14 protein-coding genes and 1 pseudogene are annotated in these 20,439 nt (G+C 38.4%); 7 read left to right on the forward strand and 8 right to left on the reverse strand.

Annotated elements, in window-relative coordinates; genetic code table 11:
• Both P6280_RS00005 and dnaA read right to left on the reverse strand, forming a co-directional pair.
• Nucleotides 1-1,403, reverse strand: a 1,403-nt coding sequence (locus tag P6280_RS00005) for a competence protein (RefSeq protein WP_283236656.1), incomplete at its 3' end; no start/stop codon positions are given.
• 229 nt (nt 1,404-1,632) lie between these two features.
• Nucleotides 1,633-3,000 carry a chromosomal replication initiator protein DnaA gene (gene dnaA, locus P6280_RS00010; RefSeq protein WP_283236657.1) on the reverse strand — a complete coding sequence of 456 codons (1,368 nt, stop codon included), beginning with the start codon at nt 2,998-3,000 and terminating at the stop codon, nt 1,633-1,635.
• A 152-nt stretch (nt 3,001-3,152) separates the two neighbouring features.
• On the opposite strand from dnaA, the gene P6280_RS00015 reads away from it, so the two are divergent.
• The 5 genes from P6280_RS00015 to aapA3 all read left to right on the forward strand — a co-directional run bounded on the left by P6280_RS00015 (nt 3,153) and on the right by aapA3 (nt 6,674).
• On the forward strand, nt 3,153-3,689 hold the full coding sequence (locus tag P6280_RS00015; RefSeq protein WP_283237432.1) for a phosphorylase family protein: 537 nt from the start codon (nt 3,153-3,155) through the stop codon (nt 3,687-3,689).
• Nucleotides 3,690-3,735: 46 nt separating this feature from the next.
• Nucleotides 3,736-3,975, forward strand: a complete 240-nt coding sequence (locus tag P6280_RS00020; RefSeq protein ID WP_000461845.1) for a DUF2443 domain-containing protein — start codon at nt 3,736-3,738, stop codon at nt 3,973-3,975.
• A complete protein-coding gene (gene glmS, locus P6280_RS00025; RefSeq protein WP_283236658.1) occupies nt 3,976-5,769 on the forward strand; it encodes a glutamine--fructose-6-phosphate transaminase (isomerizing) in 1,794 nt (597 codons plus the stop codon).
• A gap of 23 nt (nt 5,770-5,792) precedes the next feature.
• Nucleotides 5,793-6,419, forward strand: a complete 627-nt coding sequence (gene thyX, locus P6280_RS00030; RefSeq protein WP_120944344.1) for an FAD-dependent thymidylate synthase — start codon at nt 5,793-5,795, stop codon at nt 6,417-6,419.
• 162 nt (nt 6,420-6,581) lie between these two features.
• The gene (gene aapA3, locus P6280_RS07685) at nt 6,582-6,674 is read left to right on the forward strand and encodes a hypothetical protein (protein ID WP_001126949.1); all 93 of its coding nucleotides are present in this window, start codon (nt 6,582-6,584) and stop codon (nt 6,672-6,674) included.
• 81 nt (nt 6,675-6,755) lie between these two features.
• Here the strand turns inward: aapA3 and P6280_RS00035 are convergent, their stop codons facing one another.
• From P6280_RS00035 to P6280_RS00045, 3 genes are all read right to left on the reverse strand, one after another.
• Entirely contained in the window at nt 6,756-7,877 is a 1,122-nt protein-coding gene (locus P6280_RS00035) for a restriction endonuclease subunit S (RefSeq protein WP_283236659.1), read from the reverse strand.
• Nucleotides 7,865-8,641, reverse strand: a complete 777-nt coding sequence (locus tag P6280_RS00040; RefSeq protein WP_283236660.1) for a CAAX protease — start codon at nt 8,639-8,641, stop codon at nt 7,865-7,867. The genes P6280_RS00035 and P6280_RS00040 overlap by 13 nt, the downstream gene beginning before the upstream one ends.
• An 87-nt stretch (nt 8,642-8,728) precedes the next feature.
• Complete coding sequence (locus tag P6280_RS00045; protein WP_283236661.1) at nt 8,729-11,179, reverse strand: type I restriction-modification system subunit M; 2,451 nt, start codon at nt 11,177-11,179, stop codon at nt 8,729-8,731.
• A 72-nt stretch (nt 11,180-11,251) separates the two neighbouring features.
• On the opposite strand from P6280_RS00045, the gene P6280_RS00050 reads away from it, so the two are divergent.
• Nucleotides 11,252-14,227: a type I restriction endonuclease subunit R gene (locus tag P6280_RS00050; RefSeq protein WP_283237433.1), complete on the forward strand. Its 2,976-nt coding sequence runs from the start codon at nt 11,252-11,254 to the stop codon at nt 14,225-14,227.
• Nucleotides 14,227-14,934: a YgjP family zinc-dependent metalloprotease gene (locus P6280_RS00055; protein ID WP_283236662.1), complete on the forward strand. Its 708-nt coding sequence runs from the start codon at nt 14,227-14,229 to the stop codon at nt 14,932-14,934. The genes P6280_RS00050 and P6280_RS00055 overlap by 1 nt, the downstream gene beginning before the upstream one ends.
• An 89-nt stretch (nt 14,935-15,023) precedes the next feature.
• Here the strand turns inward: P6280_RS00055 and P6280_RS00060 are convergent.
• From P6280_RS00060 to P6280_RS00070, 3 genes and pseudogenes are all read right to left on the reverse strand, one after another.
• Nucleotides 15,024-17,549, reverse strand: a pseudogene (locus P6280_RS00060) (TonB-dependent receptor family protein).
• A gap of 318 nt (nt 17,550-17,867) precedes the next feature.
• A complete protein-coding gene (rocF, locus tag P6280_RS00065) occupies nt 17,868-18,836 on the reverse strand; it encodes an arginase (protein WP_283236663.1) in 969 nt (322 codons plus the stop codon).
• Between the two features lie 12 nt (nt 18,837-18,848).
• Nucleotides 18,849-20,276 carry an amino acid permease gene (locus tag P6280_RS00070; RefSeq protein ID WP_187842062.1) on the reverse strand — a complete coding sequence of 476 codons (1,428 nt, stop codon included), beginning with the start codon at nt 20,274-20,276 and terminating at the stop codon, nt 18,849-18,851.
• Nucleotides 20,277-20,439: the final 163 nt, after the last annotated feature.

A 20,439-nucleotide genomic window follows, 5' to 3' on the forward strand; every position in this document is an offset into this window, starting at 1 on the left:
TTGACACAAACAACACGAGAATTTTCAATACTCAAGGGTGTGCTTTTAGCTCGTGGTTGCTCTTCTATTTCTAAAACCATGCACACCCCTTCTTTAAAGCGCACATGGTTTTTAACCCATTCTTTGTATTCACTGCTTTCTTTGACTATATCGTTTAAATAATGCCCCTCATACACTTCCACAAATTCCATGAACTTTTCATTCAAATTCAATTCATTATGCTTGACTTCACTCTTTCGTGTGGAAGAATAAGATAATTCATTGGTTTCATAGAAAGTCGACTCTGTTTGATCGTCTTGTTTGGGGCGCTCATAAGTGGCTTTCACTAATTGCGTGGTGATTTCATACTCACTCTCCCACGCTTGTTTTAAAGGCTCTTCTATGAGATAGCATTGCCTAGTCGTGCCGTCTTTTCTGGCTCTGGCTCTTTTGCATTTTTCTGTAGAGCTTCTGGCTTGGAGAATGGTAAAATTGTTTTTAGCTTCAAAGGTTTGTGGCTCTTCTAAAGGCTCTGTTTTATGAACAGAGATTTTAGTATAGGGGGTAGTGATTTTACCGCTTTTATTTTCAGCGTTGCTGTAGTCGCAAGGGGTAATGTCTGTCGCAGTCTGTTTGTCTTCATCAATGCGTTTTAAAATACTGGGGCGATAGGCTTGTAAATTTTCATCATCATAGACCCACTTCCCGCACGCAAATTCTTTAACATTAGGATCTCTAATGGCTTGTTTTTCCACATTATCCCTATTCTCATTGCTTTCATTATTTTCACTAATATCAGCGTTGTTGTTAGGGAGCGTTTTTTCGGTGGGTGGTGTTATAAAGAGGTTGTTTTCTTGATCTTCTGAAGAATGCTTTAAAGGGGGTTTAGTGTCATTTGTTGGCGTTTTAACTTCATTAGCGGAGCTTATTTTACTAGGAGTGGCTAAAGGTTGTAAAAGGCTGTTTTTAGGGTTTTTAAAGCCTAGTTTGGACTCTGTGTAAGAGAAGTTTTGAGGAGATTGTTGCGATGAAGTGGGTTTGTTTTGTGGTTTTTGTATGGGCGCGTTTAAAGAAGGCATTTGGTGCGAGTGCGGCTCTTTCAATTCTTTTGAAGAAAAAACAATTTGGGTGTTTCTGGGAATAGTAGGGCGGTTAGGGTTTAAGGTCGTTTCTAAAGAAAGTTTTTCATCAAGGGGTTGATAGACAATTGCAGTGGATATGTGGGTGATAGTGAGCGTGAGTTTTTTGTGTGGGGAGATATTATAAACGCCTAAAACTTGTCTTGGTTCTTTAGAATCAAGGACTTTAGCCTTAAAAGTGCCTTTATGCGGCGAAGTTTTGATTTCTTCTAAAAGCTCGATCACAAGAGCTTGAAGAGGGTTAGAGAAAGTCAGAAAGAAAGACAGACAAAGGGTTTTTTTCATGCTTGTTCCTTTTTATTTTGGATTTTTGGATTATATCTTAAAAAAAGGTTTAGTAAAAGCTATCAATAAGTTATAGATAGGTAACATTTTGATTAATAAATAATTAGTAACAGTAGTAGGGGCGTGAATGAGTGGAATGAAAAATGAAAAAGCTTTAGAGGCGTGCGTTTTTAGGGGGGTTGTGGGATTTAAAAAAAAGTGAATGAAACGCTTTTTGATAAGCCTTTTTTCATTCACTTGAATTGAAAGAGGTTTTTTTGTCGTTCAATTCGTTCAGGCGGTTTTTGATTTCTTCTCTAAGGCTTAAGATAAAAGGGCTTTTTTCTTCTTCAAGCATTTTTTTAACGCTAGAATACATTTTAGAAATGCTAGAATGATCCTTTAAATCCAAAAATTGAGCGAGCGAGAGCGTGGGGTTAGGGGTATAAAGCCTGGCGAAATACACGACTAATTTTCTTGCTAGAGCGACATTTTTTTGGCGCGAAGAGACTTTGATTTCACTGGATTTGAGATTCAGGCTTTGCGCGACAGCGATCAAGATATTTTCCAAGCTTGAGCCTTCAGCATGATCTTTTTGCAAATCTTCTAAAACGGTTTTAGCGAGGTTCAAATCAATGGTAGCGTTCATTAAGCTCGCATTCACGCTGATTTTAATGATTGCGCCCTCCATTTGGCGGATATTGTCGCTGATGTGTTGGGCGATGTATTCCATCACTTCTTCAGGCAAAGTGATTTTATTGAGCTGGCATTTTTGTTTGACAATGGAAAGTTTGGTTTCTAAATCAGGGGGCATGACTTTAGCGGTTATCCCCCATTCAAAGCGCGATTTTAAACGATCTTCTAATCCGGCGATGTTTTTAGGCGATCGGTCTGAAATCAATACGATTTGTTTGCTGTTAGCGTGCAATTCGTTGAAAGTGTGGAAAAATTCTTCTTCTAGCTTGGGTTTTCCTTGCAAAAATTGAGCGTCATCTAACAAGAAAAAGTCGCAATGGCGGTATTTTTTTTTAAAAGAATCCATGGTTTTGTTGTCTAAATGCTTCAGGAAGTCTGTCAAAAAATCTTCTGAAGTGACTAACACGACTTTTTTATGCTTTTCTAGGGCATGGTTACCGATAGCGTTTAAAATGTGCGTTTTGCCTAACCCTGTGCCGCCATAAAAAAGCACCGGGTTATAAGGGGGGGTATCGCTTTGGGCGACTTTTTTAGCGATTTCATAAACGGTGTTATTGCATGAGCCTACGACAAAATTTTCAAAAGTGTAAGAGTCTTTGACGCTCGTTTTTACCGCTTTGTAATTGATATTAGCTTGAGCGCTAATTTGGATTTTAGGCGCTACTTCAATACGCACATCCACGCTATGGGCTAAATGCATGCCGACTTTATTCTGGCTTAAAATTTCTTTAAGCAACGCGCCGTGTTTAGCCGTAATCCAACTGCATAAGAGCATGTTAGGGGCATAAAAAAAGGCAATATCGCTCTTGCTCGCATTAGCGTTGTATTTGAGCTGACTTAAGCAATTTTCATACTCTGTGAGGCTAACTTTTTGTTTGATTAGCGCCAAGATTTCTTTTTCAATATTGTTGTTGGTATCCATGGCGTTATTATAGCGTGAATAAGTTGTGAATGAAAAAGGAATAACATGTGAATGAAATGTGAATGAAGCCTTAAAATTAAGGTGTTTCTTTTAAGGGTTTGTCTATAATGCTTACTCATAATAAGCTAATGGATGCGAAAAAAAGGATTTTCATGTTGCTTTGTGCTGGAAGGAATGAAATTTTAAGGGGAGCGACGCCTATTGGTGTGGGTTTGATAGAGAGCGCGATTAATTTAACGAGAATGTGCCTAAAAAACCCTGATATAGAAAGCCTTATTTTTATAGGGAGTGCGGGGAGTTATAGCCCAGAAGTTGAGCTTTTAAGCGTGTTTGAAAGCGTTTGTGGCTATCAAGTTGAAGAGAGTTTTAGCCATTTAAACAGCTACACGCCTTTGGATAATTTCATTCAAATAGAAACCAAAGAGGAAGCTCTTTTTAAAAGGGCGTGTGTCAATAGCAGTAACTATATCCACACCAGCGAAATGTTTGCTAAAAAAATGGCTCAAAAGGGCGTTTTATTAGAAAATATGGAGTTTTTTAGCGTCTTAAGCGTGGCTAGGGCGTTTTCTTTAAAGGCTAAAGGGATTTTTTGCGTGAGTAATCATGCAGGGCTTAACGCGCATAAGGAATTTAAAGAAAACCATTTTAAAGTTAAACAAATTTTAGAAGACACGCTCAAAAGCTTATAAGAATACTTTAGCTATCATGGAACATTCTAAAATTAAAGGCGGTTGAATGTTTGAAAAAATACGCAAGATTTTAGCAGAGATTGAAGACTCGCAAAATGAAATTGAAATGCTTTTAAAATTAGCGAATTTGAGTTTGGGGGATTTTATTGAAATTAAAAGAGGGAGCATGGACATGCCAAAGGGCGTGAATGAAGCGTTTTTTACGCAATTAAGCGAAGAAGTGGAGCGATTAAAAGAGCTTATTAACGCTTTAAATAAGATCAAAAAAGGGTTATTGGTGTTTTAAATGTGCGGGATTGTAGGTTATATAGGGGATAGCGAGAAAAAATCCATTCTTTTAGAGGGTTTAAAGGAGTTAGAATACAGAGGTTATGACAGCGCTGGTTTAGCCGTATTGAGCGATGATTGTTTGGAAGTGTTTAAAACTCAAGGGAAATTAGAAAACCTTAAATCAGAGCTTAAAAATAAAGAGTTTTTGGATTTTGGTGTGAGTATCGCTCACACCAGATGGGCCACGCATGGCAAGCCAAGCAGCACCAACGCCCATCCGCATTTTACAGAAAATTTAGCCTTAGTGCATAATGGCATCATTGAAAATTACGCCGTTTTGAAAAAGGAACTAGAAGAAAAGGGGCATGCGTTTTTAAGCCAAACGGACACGGAAGTCATTGCGCATTTATTAGAAGAAACGCTTAAAAGCGAGAGCGATTTATTGAAAGCCTTTGAAAAAAGCATCAACCTTTTACAAGGGAGTTATGCGGTTTTAATGCTCCATAAAAGGGCTAAAGAGAGTCTTTTTTACGCTAAATCTTCTTCGCCTTTAATCGTGGGTAAGGGCAAAGAAGGGGTGTTTTTTGCGTCAAGTTTGAGCGTGTTAGCCCCTAAAGTGGATCAATTTGTCATTTTAGAAGAAAACAGCGTGGGGCAGATTTCTTTAGAAAATTTTAAAGATTTAAAAAATATTGAAAACATGAAAGATTACGCTTTTGAGGATAAAGATTATTCTAAAGGGGATTTTAGGAATTATTTAGAAAAAGAGATTTATGAGCAGCATAGCAGTTTGTTAGAGTGCTTGGAGGGGCGCTTGGAAGCCTTGAATGTGTATTGCGAGATCGATCCTAAATTTTTAGAAAATGTGAGCGAGATCACGCTGTGTTCTTGCGGGAGCAGTTACCATGCGAGTTTGGCGAGCGTGTATTTGTTTGAAAGATTAGCCAAAGTAAGAGCGAGGGCCATTTTAGCGAGCGAATACCGCTACGCTCATTTTAAAAGCAACCCTAATGAGCTTTTTATAGCGATTTCTCAAAGCGGTGAAACCGCTGACACTTTAGAGGCTTTAAAATTAGCCAAAGCCCAAGGGCTTAAAACCATTAGTTTGTGTAACGCTCCTTTTAGCATGATGAGCCGCATTAGCGATCACACGCTTTTGATTAGAGCGGGGGTGGAAAGAAGCGTTGCATCCACTAAGGCGTTTTCTTCGCAAGTGATGCTTTTATGGCTTTTGAGCGTGTATATAGGCAAACAGCTAGGGACAATCTCTAAAGAAGAAGAAAGAATCCAAGCTAAAAACATGCTAAATAGCGTGAATGCGATGAAAGTAGAGCCTAAATTGCATGAAAAGATCAAGCGCTTATCCAAACGCTACTTGCATGGGCATGGCTTTTTTTATATCGGGCGCGATGTGTTTTACCCGCTCGCTTTAGAAGGAGCGTTAAAACTTAAAGAGATCAGCTACTTGCACGCTGAGGGGTATGCGAGCGCGGAGATGAAGCATGGGCCTATTGCGCTAGTGGATTCCAACCTTTTTACCATTGCTTTATTGTCTAAACATTTGTTGTTTGATAAAACCAAAAGCAATATTGAAGAATTGAGCGCTAGAGATTCTACGATTTGCGTGTTAAGCTCTGAAATTTTAGAGATCGCTGATGATTTTATCCAGTTAGAAGAGAGTAAAAGCTACATGGAAGAATTTTTCCGCATGAATTTAGCGATGCAACTTTTAGCCTTAGAAATCGCTATGCGTTTAAATCATGATGTGGATCACCCAAGAAACTTGGCTAAAAGCGTTACCGTGGAATAAAAAGCGATATTAGGAGTAAGATAATGGAAGTGATTTGTAAGCATTACACCCCTTTAGACATTGCAAGCCAAGCGATCCGCACTTGCTGGCAGAGCTTTGAATACAGCGATGATGGAGGCTCTAAAGACAAGGAGTTGATCCACAGGGTGGGGAATATTTTTAGGCATTCTTCCACTTTAGAGCATCTTTATTACAATTTTGAAATCAAGGGTTTGAGCAGGGGAGCGTTGCAAGAATTGAGCCGACACCGCATAGCGAGCCTAAGCGTGAAATCAAGCCGCTACACTTTAAGGGAGTTGAAAGAAGTGGAGAGCTTTTTACCCCTTAATGAAGCGAATTTAGAAAGAGCCAAAGAGTTTTTAGTGTTTGTGGATAATGAAAAAGTGGATGCAATGAGCGTTTTAGCTTTGGAAAATCTCAGGGTTTTATTGAGCGAACATAACATTAAAAACGATTTAGCCAAATACGCCATGCCGGAGAGCTATAAAACGCATTTAGCGTATAGCATTAACGCTAGGAGCTTGCAAAATTTATTGACTTTAAGAAGTAGCAATAAAGCCCTAAAAGAAATGCAAGATTTAGCCAAAGCCTTATTTGACGCTTTGCCTTGCGAGCATCAATATTTGTTTGAAGATTGTTTGAAGCACTAGATTTAAAAAATACCGCTTTTCAATAACGCTAATTCTTTGATGTTTTAAAAACGCCTTGTTTTAGCGTTTGACTAGATGGAGTTTTAAGGGGGTTTGTTGTAGGATTTCATCACGCCCCATAAGTGGCTTTATGGGGCAGACCAACATTGTAAGGAGCATGTTATGCCTAAGACACATAACAAACGCTCTTGGAAATCATTATACTTTGAGTTTGCTTTTTTAGGGCTTAAAGTGATCGTTTCTGTGAAACGCTGATTTTTCTAAGAGCGTTCCCCTAAGCTTAAAAGCTTAGGGGTTTGCTTTGTAAAGCGGGTTTGTCCTTGACTTTTGGGGCGTTTATTTTTCTAAAACCCTGATTTTAGCGCTCATTAAATCGTGGTTTAAAGCTTTTTTGATGTTTTCAAATTGGCGTTTTTTGTTTTTAAGGCTTATGATCTCATTATCCAAAGCGCTTAAAATGTTAGCGATAGCGCTCTGTTCGTTTAAAGGGGGTAAAAAAATAGTCTTTTCTTTATAATCTTTGAAATAAATATGCGGTATTATGCTACCGCTTGTGAAATTTTTAAAATCAAAATTAGATAACAAATAAAATAAAAACTCTGTTGTTGTTTTATGATTAGCAATTAACGCTCCCATAGTAGATAAAATATTTGTTTTAGGTGGCAAAATCCTTACTCTGCCCACACTTCCATCTTTAACGATAGAAATATAAGGCTTATCACTAATGAAAGTTGTATCTGTATAGCCTATGAAATTATTCACATCATAGACTTTAATTTTTCCTTGTTGCACGATTTGTTCTGCACTTAAATTTGATGTTAAATAGTTGGCAATATCCCCAAACCTTACTCTTTGCCAAGCTTGATTGAAGCCTTTCAAGCGTTTTCTTTGGCTCAATAGTTCAAAGCTTAAAGCTTTTTTAACGCTCTCTTTTTTAAGAATGAGAGCGTCTAATGCATAAAGATAGCGATCCAAACCGCTTAAAATGTTAGCGATAGCGATTTGTTCGTTTAGAGGGGGTAGGGGGATTAAAGTATTTCTAAAATTATCATTATAAAGTCTTAAGATAGTTGTATGCTCTGTATTCCATTTGACATTAGAATAAGCATAAAATAAAAAATCATTTTTTACTAATGTTTCATCGTTGTCAATCCAAACAATATTTGAGTCTTGAAAATAAGCGGGTTTTCCGTCATAAATGACTGCCCTACCAATAGTTCCGGAAGCAGAAATTAAAATATCGCCTTTTTTTGGAAAAGAATATTTTGTTTTGTATTCTAAAAATAGCTTTTTTGAAATAAAGGCATCAGCGGTGTTGCCAAATGTGCCTATTTTATAGAATGGAATTTCACCATATCGTGTTGTTTGATGCTTCATCACTCTTTTACACATGCATGGTTTGCCAATATCCCCAAGCCTTACTTTTTGCCAATTTAAGGGCAGCATTAATGCGTCCATGCGTTCTTTTGAATGGTCTTAAAAAAGATAGCGCGCTCTAATTTTAGGGTGTTACCAAAAGCGTTTTTAGGGTTAAAATCCAGCCTTAATAGCAGGATTTCAATGTTTTTAACTAGCGAACTTGTTTTGATTTTAGAAGGGTTGTTGTGGAATAAGTCATTCCTAGCTTTTCGTATCAAGCTGAAAGCCTTTAAAAAATGCTCCCAAGTGCCATAGGCTGGTAAAACATGCTCGTTGTATGTTTTGTAATCTGCAAATAAGGGTTTAAAATCGCTCCAATACATTTTGATAATGGTTTTTAAAGCACCAAGAGTGAATAAATTTAAGATTTGAAAGCCATTGTATCCTTTTAAGCTTTCTAAATGGTGGGTTTTTTTTAAGTGTTCAATCTCATGGCTAAGCTTTTTAGATAAAAACCAATCGTCAATATCCTTGCTGCTGTGTTTTTGAGCCAAAATAACCGCCATTTTAGAACGCAAAGCCGTTTCAAAAAAATGTATCCATAAAAAAAGCATGTGGTGTGTTTTAGTCCGTTTGTTGTAAAAATGCATTAAAAAATCAAAAAGGTTATTGATTTCATTTTCTTTATTGGGGTATTTTTGTAACATAATACCTAACTCCTTGCTAGCGCCTATGAGATAGTCATAGTGTAACACGCTAATAGATTTTTTTAATTGATCTAAACCCTTATTTTTGAAAGCAAGGGGGTTTTTTAGGGCTAGATGCTTTAAAATACGATTAAAAACTTCATTTTCAAGTTCCATTAAATTTCCTGTGCTATAATCGCTTTTAGTTTGGAGGTCTCATAGCGAAGGATACGCTAGTCAAAAGGCACTCCAAACTTTTTAATGTCAAACTACAACCCCCAAATCTTTCAAATGCTCTAAAACCTTTGATTCGCTCTCTTTGACTTCTTTGTCTAATTCTAACAAGCTGTTAGAGTAGTTTGAAATGATTTTATTAAGGGTGCTAGTAAAAGCGTTGATGCGTTTTAAAATTTTGTTTTCTAGGGCGTTTTTCAAGCTCTTAAGCCATTTGTCTTGGATGATGAGATCTTTAATTTCACCTAATTTCAGGTTTTTATATTGGTGGAACGCTTTTAATTCCAGCTCCTCATGGGCTTTATTTTTCATTTTTAGCGCCTTGTTTTTAGCTTCTAGCAATTCTAAAGCGGTTTTTAGGATTTCTTTATCTTCTAAATCGGTGGCGTTTTTTAGCTCTTTTTTCAAAACGCTTTCATTGATTTTCAATTCATAAAAAAGCCCTTCTTCACTAGAATGCTCTTCTATAAATTCTTCAAAATCAGCCTCTTTTTCATTAAGGGCGTTTTCTAATTCTTCTAATTCTTTTGCTTCTTTTTCAAAAAAGCGTTGTTTGATCAAGTTTTTAGGGATTAGATCGCTTTTATAGTAGGTTTTTTGAATGACAAAATCCGGCTCTTCTAAATAGTTGGCTTTTTTGTTTTTGTCTTTTAGGGGGTTTAATTTCCTTAATTCTTTAGCGCTCAAAAAATCATTGAATGAAAGCAGGAACCAATCGTCTTGTAAAACTTCATTGTAGTAATCTTTAAAGAGCTGATACACGCCGTATTTGTCTAAAATTTCTACCTTTTCAAATTCTTTTAAAACCTTTGAGCAAACGCTCTCTATGAGGGTTTTTGGGTTAAAACCTGGCTTTAAATGATCAAAAGTTTCAAACAGATTCAATCGGTCAAAAGCGTTTAAAACAGAAGCGTGGAAAGCTTGGAATTCTGAGCTTTGGGTGATTAGATCTTTAATGTTTTCGCATTCTGTTTTTAAAGCGTAATAACCCTCTTTATCGCTTTTTTTAAAAAGCGTGTTTTTAAGCTCTTTAAACACTTGAAAATAAGGGGCGTAGGCTTTTATTTCGTTTTTGGGCAAATAACTAGCCTTGTGGCTGTTAATTAATGCGAACAAATCTTTTTCTGATTCTTGTTTGGCGGCAATGTAGCGCGCGATATTCAAGTTATAGTCGTTAGCGCTAATTTCTTCTAGGCTTACCATTTTGGAATAATAAGGGATTTCTTTTAAAGCATTAAAAGTGTCTATCATTTTTTGGACATCTTGCTCTCTCAAGCGGTTTTTATTGCCGTCTTTTTTAAAATCCTTGCTCGCATCTATCAAAAAAACGCCCTTTCTGGCGCGTGCGTTTTCTTTGTCTAAAACAATCACGCATGCAGGAATGGAAGTGCCATAAAAAAGATTAGGGGCTAGGCCTATCACGCCTTTAATATAGCCTTTTGTTAAAAGATTTTTTCTGATTGCACCCTCAGCATTCCCTCTAAATAGCACCCCATGGGGTAAAATCACTGCCCCTTTGCCTGTGTCTTTTAAAGATTTGATGATATGGAGCAAAAAAGCGAAATCGCCGTTTTTTTCAGGGGGCGTGCCGTCTTCAAAACGATTGAAACTATCGTTAATGACTTGCTTGCTTTTAGGGTCTATGCTTAGCCCATCATTCCAGTTTTTCAAGCTAAAGGGAGGGTTAGCCACGACATAATCAAAGGTTTGCAGCATGCCATTTTTAATAAAAAAGGGGTTAGAAAGGGTGCTAGAACCCCCTTTAGCAATATCAGCACCAGCGCTATTGTGTAAAATCATATTCATTTTACAAAGGGCTGTTGTGGAAATGTCTTTTTCTTGACCATAGATAGTTAAGCCTTTTTTACCGGCCAAGCTAGAAGCTTTTAACAATAACGAACCGCTTCCGCAAGTGGGATCATAGATGCTTTTATCCTGTTTGGTGTTTTCATCAATGCCAAGCAAAAGGGACAATAAAAGCGAAACTTCGCTAGGGGTGTAAAACTGCCCTTTGGATTTACCGGATTCGCTGGCAAAATGGCGCATTAAATATTCGTAAGCATCGCCCAATAAATCATCGTCCAAAGCCCCATGCGCGCCCAAACTCAAATCAGCAAAGATTTTAACCAAATTAGAAAGGGTGTCTACCATCGCTTTACCCTCTCCAAGCTTAGTGTTATCGTTAAAATCCACGCTGTCAATCACGCCTTTTAAGCCGTTTCGCTCTGCGATTTCTGCGATGATTTTATTGAGCTTGTCGCCTATTTCCTTATCGCCCTCTAAAGCGAGAATGTCTTCATAAAAACACCCTTTGGGCACTTCTATTTCGCTATAAGTATTGTTTCTGGCTTTATCGCTGATGTATTTTAAAAAAAGCAGGTTCAAAACATAGTTTTTATACTCGCTCGCATCCATTCCGCCCCTTAAACTATCCGCCCCAGCCCATAAAGAGCTATACAATTCGCTTTTTTTGATCGCCATTTTTAACTGCCCTATTTTGTTTTTAGGATTATAATATAAAGCGATAGAAAGCGTTCTTAAGGGTTTATAATGATGAAAACAGAAAAAGAAGTTCAAAAACAAGTCATAGAAACTTTTAAAAGCATGGGCTATGCGTATTTGGGGGATTTAACAAAGAGCGATAATGAAAACATTAATAAAGAAAGCTTGAAAGTATGGCTAGTTAAAAATCAAAAAATCAATGATAAAAGGTGGCAAAGAATTGAGCATGAAATCCATAAAGCTTTAAAAAACGATTTATACGAAGCGAATCAAAAATTTTACGAGCTTTTAATTTATGGCGTGAAAACTAGAATAAGCCAGAATGAACCAACCCAAACAAGTTGGCTCATTGATTGGAAAGATGTTTCTAAGAATGAATTTAGCGTGGCTGAAGAAGTGAGCGTTAAAGGGGCAAACACGAAACGGCCGGATATGGTGCTTTATGTTAATGGGATCGCTTTAGGGGTGCTAGAATTAAAAAATTCCAGCGTGAGCGTAGAAAGCGCTATCAGGCAAAATTTAGACAACCAAAAGAAAGAATTTATTAGAGATTTTTTTAAAACGATCCAATTGGTTATGGCGGGCAATGAAAGTCAAGGGCTAAGATATGGCGTCATAGAAACTAAAGAAAAATACTACCTTTCTTGGAAAGAAGAGGGCGTTCAAAAAAATTTGTTTGAGACGATTGAATGCTTTTTAAAAAAAGAAAGGTTTTTAGAATTTATCCATGATTTTTTGATTTTTGATAAGGGGCAAAAGAAATGTGCCAGATTCCATCAGTATTTTGCGGTTAAAAAAACGCAAGAATTTATCCACAAAAAAGAAGGGGGGATTATCTGGCACACGCAAGGCAGCGGTAAGAGCCTTACTATGGTGTGGCTTACTCAATGGCTAAGAAGGAATAGAAAAGAAGCGAGAATCTTAATCGTTACAGACAGGAGGGAATTGGACGCTCAAATTCAAGGCGTGTTTGAAGGAATAGGCGAGGCTATTTATCGCGCCGACAGCAAGAAGGATTTATTGAGCGTGCTGTTTGAAAATAAGGAATTTTTGGTCGGATCGCTTGTGCATAAATTTGATGACAACGACTTAGAAGATTTAAAAAAGCAACCTGTTTTAAAAGAATGGATTGTTTTAGTGGATGAATGCCACAGAACCCAAAGCGGCAAATTGCACAACGCCATGAAAAGCCTGCTCCCTAATGCGATTTTTATCGCCTTTAGCGGCACGCCTTTGTTGAAACAAGATAAAAAGACAAGCCGTGAAGTGTTTGGGGATTATATCCATTGCTATAAATTTAATGAAGCCGTTAGCGATAAAGTGGTGTTAGATTTAAATTATGAAGCCAGGAGCGTGGATCAATATGTCAGTAGTCCTGAAAAGCTAGACGAATATTTTGAATTAAAAACCCAAAACTTGAATGATACGGCTAAAACAGAGCTTAAAAAGAAATGGGCTAATTTGCAAAAAGTTTTTTCCACTAAAAACAGATTGGAACACATTGTGCAAGATATTGTATTGGATATGGCAAAACTCCCAAGATTAAGCAATGGAAAGGGGAACGCCATGCTGGTGGCTGAAAGCGTGTATAACGCATGCCGGTATTTTGAACTCTTTTTAGAAACAGAATTAAAGGATAAGGTGGCTGTGATCACAAGCTATGAACCTAATATTGCTGATCTTAAAGATTGCGGGAGCAATGAGATCGAAGAGAGTTACAAATACCGCGCTTATTGCAAAATGCTGCAAAACTTTTTTAATGAAAAAGATGAGAAAAAAGCCCTTAATAAAACCAAAGAGTTTGAAGAAGAAGTTAAAAAGCGTTTTATTAATGAGCCTGCTAGAATGAAGCTATTGATCGTGGTGGATAAGCTATTGACCGGTTTTGATGCGCCAAGCCTCACTTATTTATACATTGATAAGAAAATGCAAGATCATGGGCTTTTTCAAGCGGTGTGCAGGGTGAATAGACTGGATGGCGAAGATAAGGATTTTGGCTGCATCATAGACTATAGCGATTTGTTTGATAGCCTGCAAGAAGCGCACAGCGATTACACTAATGGGGCTTTTGAAAACTATGAAAGAGAAGACATTCAAGGGTTTATCTCCAACAAAGTCCAAAAGATTAAGAAAAAATTAGAAGAGACTAGAGATCAGTTAAGATCGCTTTGTGAAAGCGTGAAAGAGCCAAAAGATGAAATGGATTATATCGCTTATTTTTGCGGGAGCGATTTAGAAAAAAACGCTCAAAAAAGGCGGTTGTTTTATCAGCTTGTTGGCGCGTTTTTAAGAATGTTTGTGGAATTCAACAATCTAGAAAAGCCCGTTTATTCTAAAGAAGAAATGCAACAAATCAAACAAGAAGCGCAATTTTATAGGCATTTACAAAAAGCGGTTAGCTTAAATAGTGGGGATAGCGTGGATTTAAAAAGCTATAGCGAAGACATGCGCAGGATCTTAGACGCTTACATTAAAGCCACAGATAGCAAGACGCTAATTAAAATAGAAGATCAAGGGCTGTGCGAAGTTTTAGCCCAAATGGATATTAATGATTTTAATAAGGAGCTTTCTCAAGTGTTTAAAAATGAAAGCTCTATGGCAGAAAGCATCGCTAACAACACTAGAAAACGCATTATAGAAAAAGAAGCGAGCGATCCTAAGTATTACGAAAAATTATCTTCGCTTTTAAACGATTTGATCAACCAGTTTAGAGAAAAGAAATTAACCTATTTAGAATACTTGCAACAAATCCACAATTTAGCCAAGCAAGTTATCCATAAAGAAGATAAAAATTACCCTAAAAAGATCAACGCTAACGCTTTAAAAACCCTCTATGATAATTTAGATCAAAATGAAGCCTTAGCCCTAGAAATAGACGCATGCATAAGGGATAATAAAAAAGATGGTTGGGTGGGGCATCATCAAAAAGGAAAAAACCTTAAAATCGCTTTAAGAAAAACCATAAACGATGAGAGTTTGTTAGAAAACATTTTTAATTTAGCCAAACACATAGATGAGTATCATTAATGAACGCTTATTGTTTGACTTTAAATGATACCAACATCGCTATAGAAAAAAAGGGTATTAAGCATTTACACATTAGCGTTTGCCCGCCTGATGGCTCTGTGCGTGTGTCTTGCCCCCTAGCCTTAAACGATGAGAGCCTCAGGCTTTCTTTGATTAAAAGACTCCCTTGGATAAAAGAGCAGCAACAAAATTTTTTAAACCAAAACAGACAAAGCAAAAGAGGAATGCTAGAGAGAGAAAGCCATTATTTTTTTGGGAAACGCTATTTGTTAAAGATTGAACACACCACAAAAAAACAATTCGTCCTCCAAAGCCCTAAATATTTAATCTTGCATGTCCATCAAAAAACAAGCTTAAAAAAGCGCTTAAAAGTGTTAGAAAACTACTACAGACAAGTCTTAAGAGAAAAAATACAAACCTACATCAACCAGTATGAAAAGATTTTAAACGAAAGCATACAAAGCTTTAAAATCCAAAAAATGAAACGGATATGGGGGAGTTGCAACATTGCTAAATGCGCCTTGCTTTTTAATTTGGAATTGGCTAAAGCGCCTAGCGAGGGCATTGAATATGTGGTTGTGCATGAATTATTGCATTTAAAAACGCGCCATCATAACGAATATTTTAGGGATTTGCTGAGTTTGTATTTGCCTAATTGGCAAAGGGCTAAGGCTAGCCTCAAAGAAACTTATTTGGAGCGCTCTTAAATGAAGATTTCATTGTTTCAATAAAACCGCTAAGCGGCTGATTTTAGCGGCTCATCATAGCGTAATAATCCCCCTCCTTTTTAAAGCCTTTAGAAAGTGTAGTTCAAATACGCTGTAACTGATCTTCCAGGTGCAGGTTGTAAGCCTGCAGGGCTAGAGCCAATCCCTGTAAAATAATACTTCATGTTGAAGATGTTATTGATTTGCAAACTTCCTGTAACTCTGTGTCTTCCGTTTTCCCAGAAAATTTGGCTCACTTGGATATTCCACACCCAATACCAAGGCAATAGCCCTTCATGTTGGGTCATACACCAAGCTTCGCATTGATAACCGCTATTGAGAACGCTTTCATAGTTGTTCCCCCCACTATAATATTGCATCCCATAATAGCCTCCTGCTGCGCTGTTGCTAATCCCGCTATAAGCGCGGCTATAAAAATAGCTAGAAATACCAATGGTGGTTTTATGCCAATTGTAACGAGCGTCAAGAATGAACTGGAAAGGGCTTACAAAAGGGAAATGCTTGTTATAGCTAGTCCCTTTTAGCACATCCCCATTCAAGTCTGTTAAAGGGCCATGGCTGGTTACACGAGTGTCAATGTAGTTGAAAGCGGCATGGAATTGCAACCCTCTAATAGGCCTGTAATACAATTCCAGCTCCACGCCTTGAGAATAGCCATTAATGGGGCGCACATTACCTTTCATAGGGCCGCTTGTATAGACTGAATACTGCCCGGTGGCAAAATCGCGCGCCCAAATCCTAAAGTAGTCCGCATTGAAGCTAAATTTATCCTTATAGGTGTAGCGTGCTCCTGCTTCCACAGTGTCAAAGTGTTGGGTAAAATACTCCGCTCCTCCATAGCTCAAAACATCTAATTGAGGCGGGACAAAAGAGCGTTGGTAGTTGAAGTAGGTAAGCACATTGTGATCGCCTTGCACCGGAATAAAGCCAATGTTGGTTGAGGGCATCCAATTGTTCATGTGCTTGATTTTTCTTAAATCCTTCTCAGGGATTTGCATCCAGTTAGCCGCATTTTCGTTGTTGTATTGCACAAAAGCGTAGCGCAAACCAGGCACGATGAAAAAGCGTCCATCCCAAGCTTCAATGCGATCGCTCAAATAAACCGCTGTGTAATTGTTGCGCCAGTTATTCCAGTTTCTATAAACGCCATGCTTGATATGGGGTTGCCAACCGCTCATCACATTAGCGCCCTCACACAAGAATCCTGCCCCCTCACCGCTCGTTTTGGTGGGGCATTTATTGGTGTTTAAGTATTGGCGTTGTAAAAAAGTGGTGGTCATGAAACGCAAGCCCATGATAAAGGTTTGCCTGACTTTCCCGGTATTGACGATCAAACTCACTTTAGGCTCAAAAGCGTTGTTGATGGAGCGCACAGGGTTTTCTACTTCTGCCCAACCATTGTAGTTGGTGGCATAATAAGGCACAGCCAAGTTATACCCTGCCGGAAGTCATGCCGCCCTGCATGCCGCTTCGCTAAAACAAGTAACCATGTTAGCGCTATTGTAGCTAGAGCTTACCTGAAAGTCCCTAGTCATCAACTGCCCATAGTAAGTGAAGCTGAAAGTCCCGCCCACTCTGTCTAAATCCCCAAAGCGGTTTTCATACACAGCCCCAAAGCGTTGTGAGCGCCCGCCTTTTTGGTTTAAGGGGCGTAAATTAGCGAAGCGGTTTATTTTGTAATCTTGCTCGCTGAGTGATCCCGGTTGAGCGATAGCAAAATCGTAGTATTGGTAATAGGCTTTAATCCCGTTGTTTTCATTGATGTCATAGATCCCATCTAGCCAATAGTTTGAAATATTAGAGGGGCTATTGTCCCTAAAGCCTTGTCCTCTAACCCAGTTAGCTTGCGCTTGGATACCCACATGCTTATTGATCATCCCTCCGCTTCTCACATAAGTGTTATAGAGAAGGTTATTGCCTAAAGACTTGATGAAAGAAGGATCACCGGTTTTATCAGGGGGAGCGGCAAACCCGGCGTTTCTAGCCTTAGCCCAATAAGTGATCCTTTCAGCCGCTTGGTTTTCCCATTGATTAGGGATAGGTTTAGTGATGATATTGACAATACCCCCATAAGTGTTAGGCCCATATTGCACGCTGCCTCCACCTTTGATCACATCAATGCGATCAATGGCTTGAAAGGTAACAGGGAAAATGTCTAGCTCAATGTGAGCGTAGGGGGCCATATAAACAGGAATACCATTAACTAACATCAGCGTCGCATCGCTATGCCCTGAACCCCCAGCCCCAAAGCCACGGATTTGGATAGTAGGCATAGCCCCTACACCTGTCGCATTCCTAATTTGCAGACCTGGGACATTCTGTAAAGCTTCTTCAATGCTTTGGTTAGCTTGTTGGGTGAGCGCTTTATTAGAGATCACCGTGCGGCTTCCTGTGTATTTTTTCACTTCTTCATCTTGCCAACTCTTAGGCGCGGTGATCCCGCTATAACCCAAATTGACCTGCCCAGAATAATCAGATTTATCCTTTTCCCCAGTAGTAGAAACCTTGCCTAAAGTGTAGTCTTTATCTTTAGCGAACAAAGACTCTTGGCAAATCAAGCTGGCAGTTAAAGCCAACAGAACTTTTTTATGCAACGCAAACTCCTTATGTTTTGAGATTAAAAAATGGTTTAAATTTTTTAAGTAAAATCACGCTAATAAGAATGCAAGTGTTAGGTAATAAAAACAAAAAAAACTTAATAAGAATTTTACATTAATCCCATGAAAATCTTTTTTTTTTTTTTGATTTTGCTGATTTTACTCAATCTCTAGTGAAAAATCCCCATTTTGACACACAACGAGCCTATATGCGCTCTCAAAACGCACAAAACATTCTTTGACGCTAAAAGCGGTTTAATTTTTCATCTAAACACCGCCCCTTTTTTAACTTTTTATCGTTGTGTTTGAAAGCGATCAGTAACTCATTATAAAAGAGTGCTTCTTATCTTTAAATTTACAGCTATTGATGATGAGATCCAAAATCTCTAAAACCTGTTTTTCTTCTTCGTTATTGTGTTTGGTGCTCACCGTGGGGTTGTATTCGGTTACCTCAACGGCTTTTAATCTGTCTTTAAAACTTTCTAAAAGCAAGCCCAATAATTGCTTCAATTCATCAAAACTCAGCCCGTTATTTTCACGCACGCCGGTAGAAGTGAAAAGCTTGCCATCCATAATGTCTAAATCCAGACTGAGATAAATAATATCCACCGCTTTTAATGATTCTTTGGTTTTTTGAACCACTTCTTGCATGTTTTCTCTTATCGCATCCACGCTAAATAAAGGGATTTGCAATTCCTTAATCACATCTCTTTCGCTCTGTTCGGTGCTTCTTACCCCAAAATACACCAAACATTTAGGATCAATTTCTAACGCTCCCTTTTCTAACCCCAAAGAGCAGAGCTTTTGCCATGCCTTTTCTTCGTTCTCGCTCATGCGATTAAACCCGCTACGGACACGATTTAAAACCATGCCTAAAGGCATGCCGTGGATATGCTTTGAATCGCTGTCATAAGCCGTATGAATATCCGCATGCGCGTCTAAATACAAAATCCCTATTTTTTTGTCCTTATGAACGCTCCTAAAGGCTTGGAAAATCCCAAACATGTTCGCATGCTCTGAGCTTAAAATCAAAGGAAATTCTTTTTTCTCAAACACTTCTTTCATGCAAGGGATCAAATTTTCTTTACAAAAAAGATAGTAATCTTCAAAATTCTTAGCGTATCTAAACTTTTTATAAAGCACGCACCGCTCTTGAGTGATCGTTTGCATGCCTTTAATCACATCGCCATGCGTTGCACTCAAAGCCTCTCTCAAACGCCTAACCCCTTTATCAGTGCCTCTTTTTGACGCTCCTAATTCCGCTTCCAATCCTACTAAAATCATTTTATAACTCCTTTAAATTCCTTTTTCTTGCTGATAGCCCCATTTGTCTTTACTCAAATAATACGCCCCATAGCAAAGCCCCATAAACACTAGCGTGAGATACCCTCCAATGCGTTCATTTGCATCCATATACGCCCCTATAAGACCCACCAAACACCCGCTGATGCCAATAATTTGGATCAAGGGATTAAGAGGGGCTTTATAAGGTAGATCTTTTAAAGATTTTCCCAAAGCCAGATACTCTTTCCTGAAGCGGTATTGCGCTACGCTGATGCTGATCCATACAATAATCACCATAAAACTCACCACATTGATCAAGCTTGCCATGATTTTTTCTGGTGCAAACGCTTCGGTGAGCATGCCAATAAGTGTAACCCCTAAAGATAAATACAAAGCATAAGTGGGCGTGCCAGAGGCGTTAAGTTTAGCAAAAAGGGGGAAAAACATCTTTTTTTGGCTTAAGCCATAAATCATCCTCCCTGAAGCGTATAGCCCAGAATTAGCGGTGGATAAAATCGCAGTGACAATGACAAAATTCATAATATCTGCCGCATAAGGGATACCCACGCCCAAAAAGGGTAAGGGGATTTTTTCTAAAGCGCTCACAAAAGGGCTTTGCGTCAAACCGCTATCCGTCATGGGCAAAAACACCGATACCACAAACACCGCCCCTAAAAAGAAAAACACAATCCGCCATAAAGTCGCTTTAATCGCTTTAGGCATGACTTTTTTCGCGTCTTTAGTTTCTCCTGCCGCAACGCCGATAATCTCTGTGCCCGTGTAAGCAAAAATCACCGCTAAAATCGCCCCAAAGAACGCCCCCACGCCTTTAGGGAAAAAGCCTTTTTCTAGCCCTTGAGTCTCCCCATTAAAATAGAAATTAGCAAACACGCCTTCAAAACCATGCAAATAAAACGAATAAACAATGCCAATGCACCCAAGCATAATGAACACAAAGACCGCTAAAACCTTGATGGTGCTGAGCAAAAATTCGCCTGTGGCAAAAATTTTAACCGAAAAGAAATTCAATAAAAATAAAAGCGCAATGCATGCGATGACCCACACATACACAGGAATAGTCGGGAACCATCGTTGCATAAGCAAGCCTATGGCAATGTATTCCACAGCCACGGTTAAAACCCAGCTCAGCCAATACATCCAAAAGACCATATACCCTGTGCTTGGGTTAATAAAACGGCTCGCATAATCCCCAAAACTCCCTGTAGTGGGATACACGCTCGCTAATTCCCCTAACGATAAAACAATAGAATAGACAATAATCCCTCCAATCAAATACGCTAAAAGCGTAGCTAAAGGGCCTGCACTAGCGATATTCCCCCCTGTGCCCACAAAAAGCCCAGTGCCAATCGTCCCCCCTAAAGCGATCATCATTAATTGGTTGAAGCCAATGTCCCTGCTTAAAGTCGTGTTGTCTTTCATGAACGCATCCTTTAATCGTTAAGTAAATTCTATTTTAAATCCCAATCAACAATTATAAAATAATAAGTAAATGAATAACAAACAAAATTAATTTCATTGTGTAAAAGAGTAAGACTATTTAGCTTTTTAAAAGAAAGATACCCAATCGTTTAATGGAGTGAGT

This window comes from Helicobacter sp. 219-2 (genome assembly GCF_030053225.1).
In the GTDB taxonomy this organism is placed as follows: domain Bacteria; phylum Campylobacterota; class Campylobacteria; order Campylobacterales; family Helicobacteraceae; genus Helicobacter; species Helicobacter pylori_C.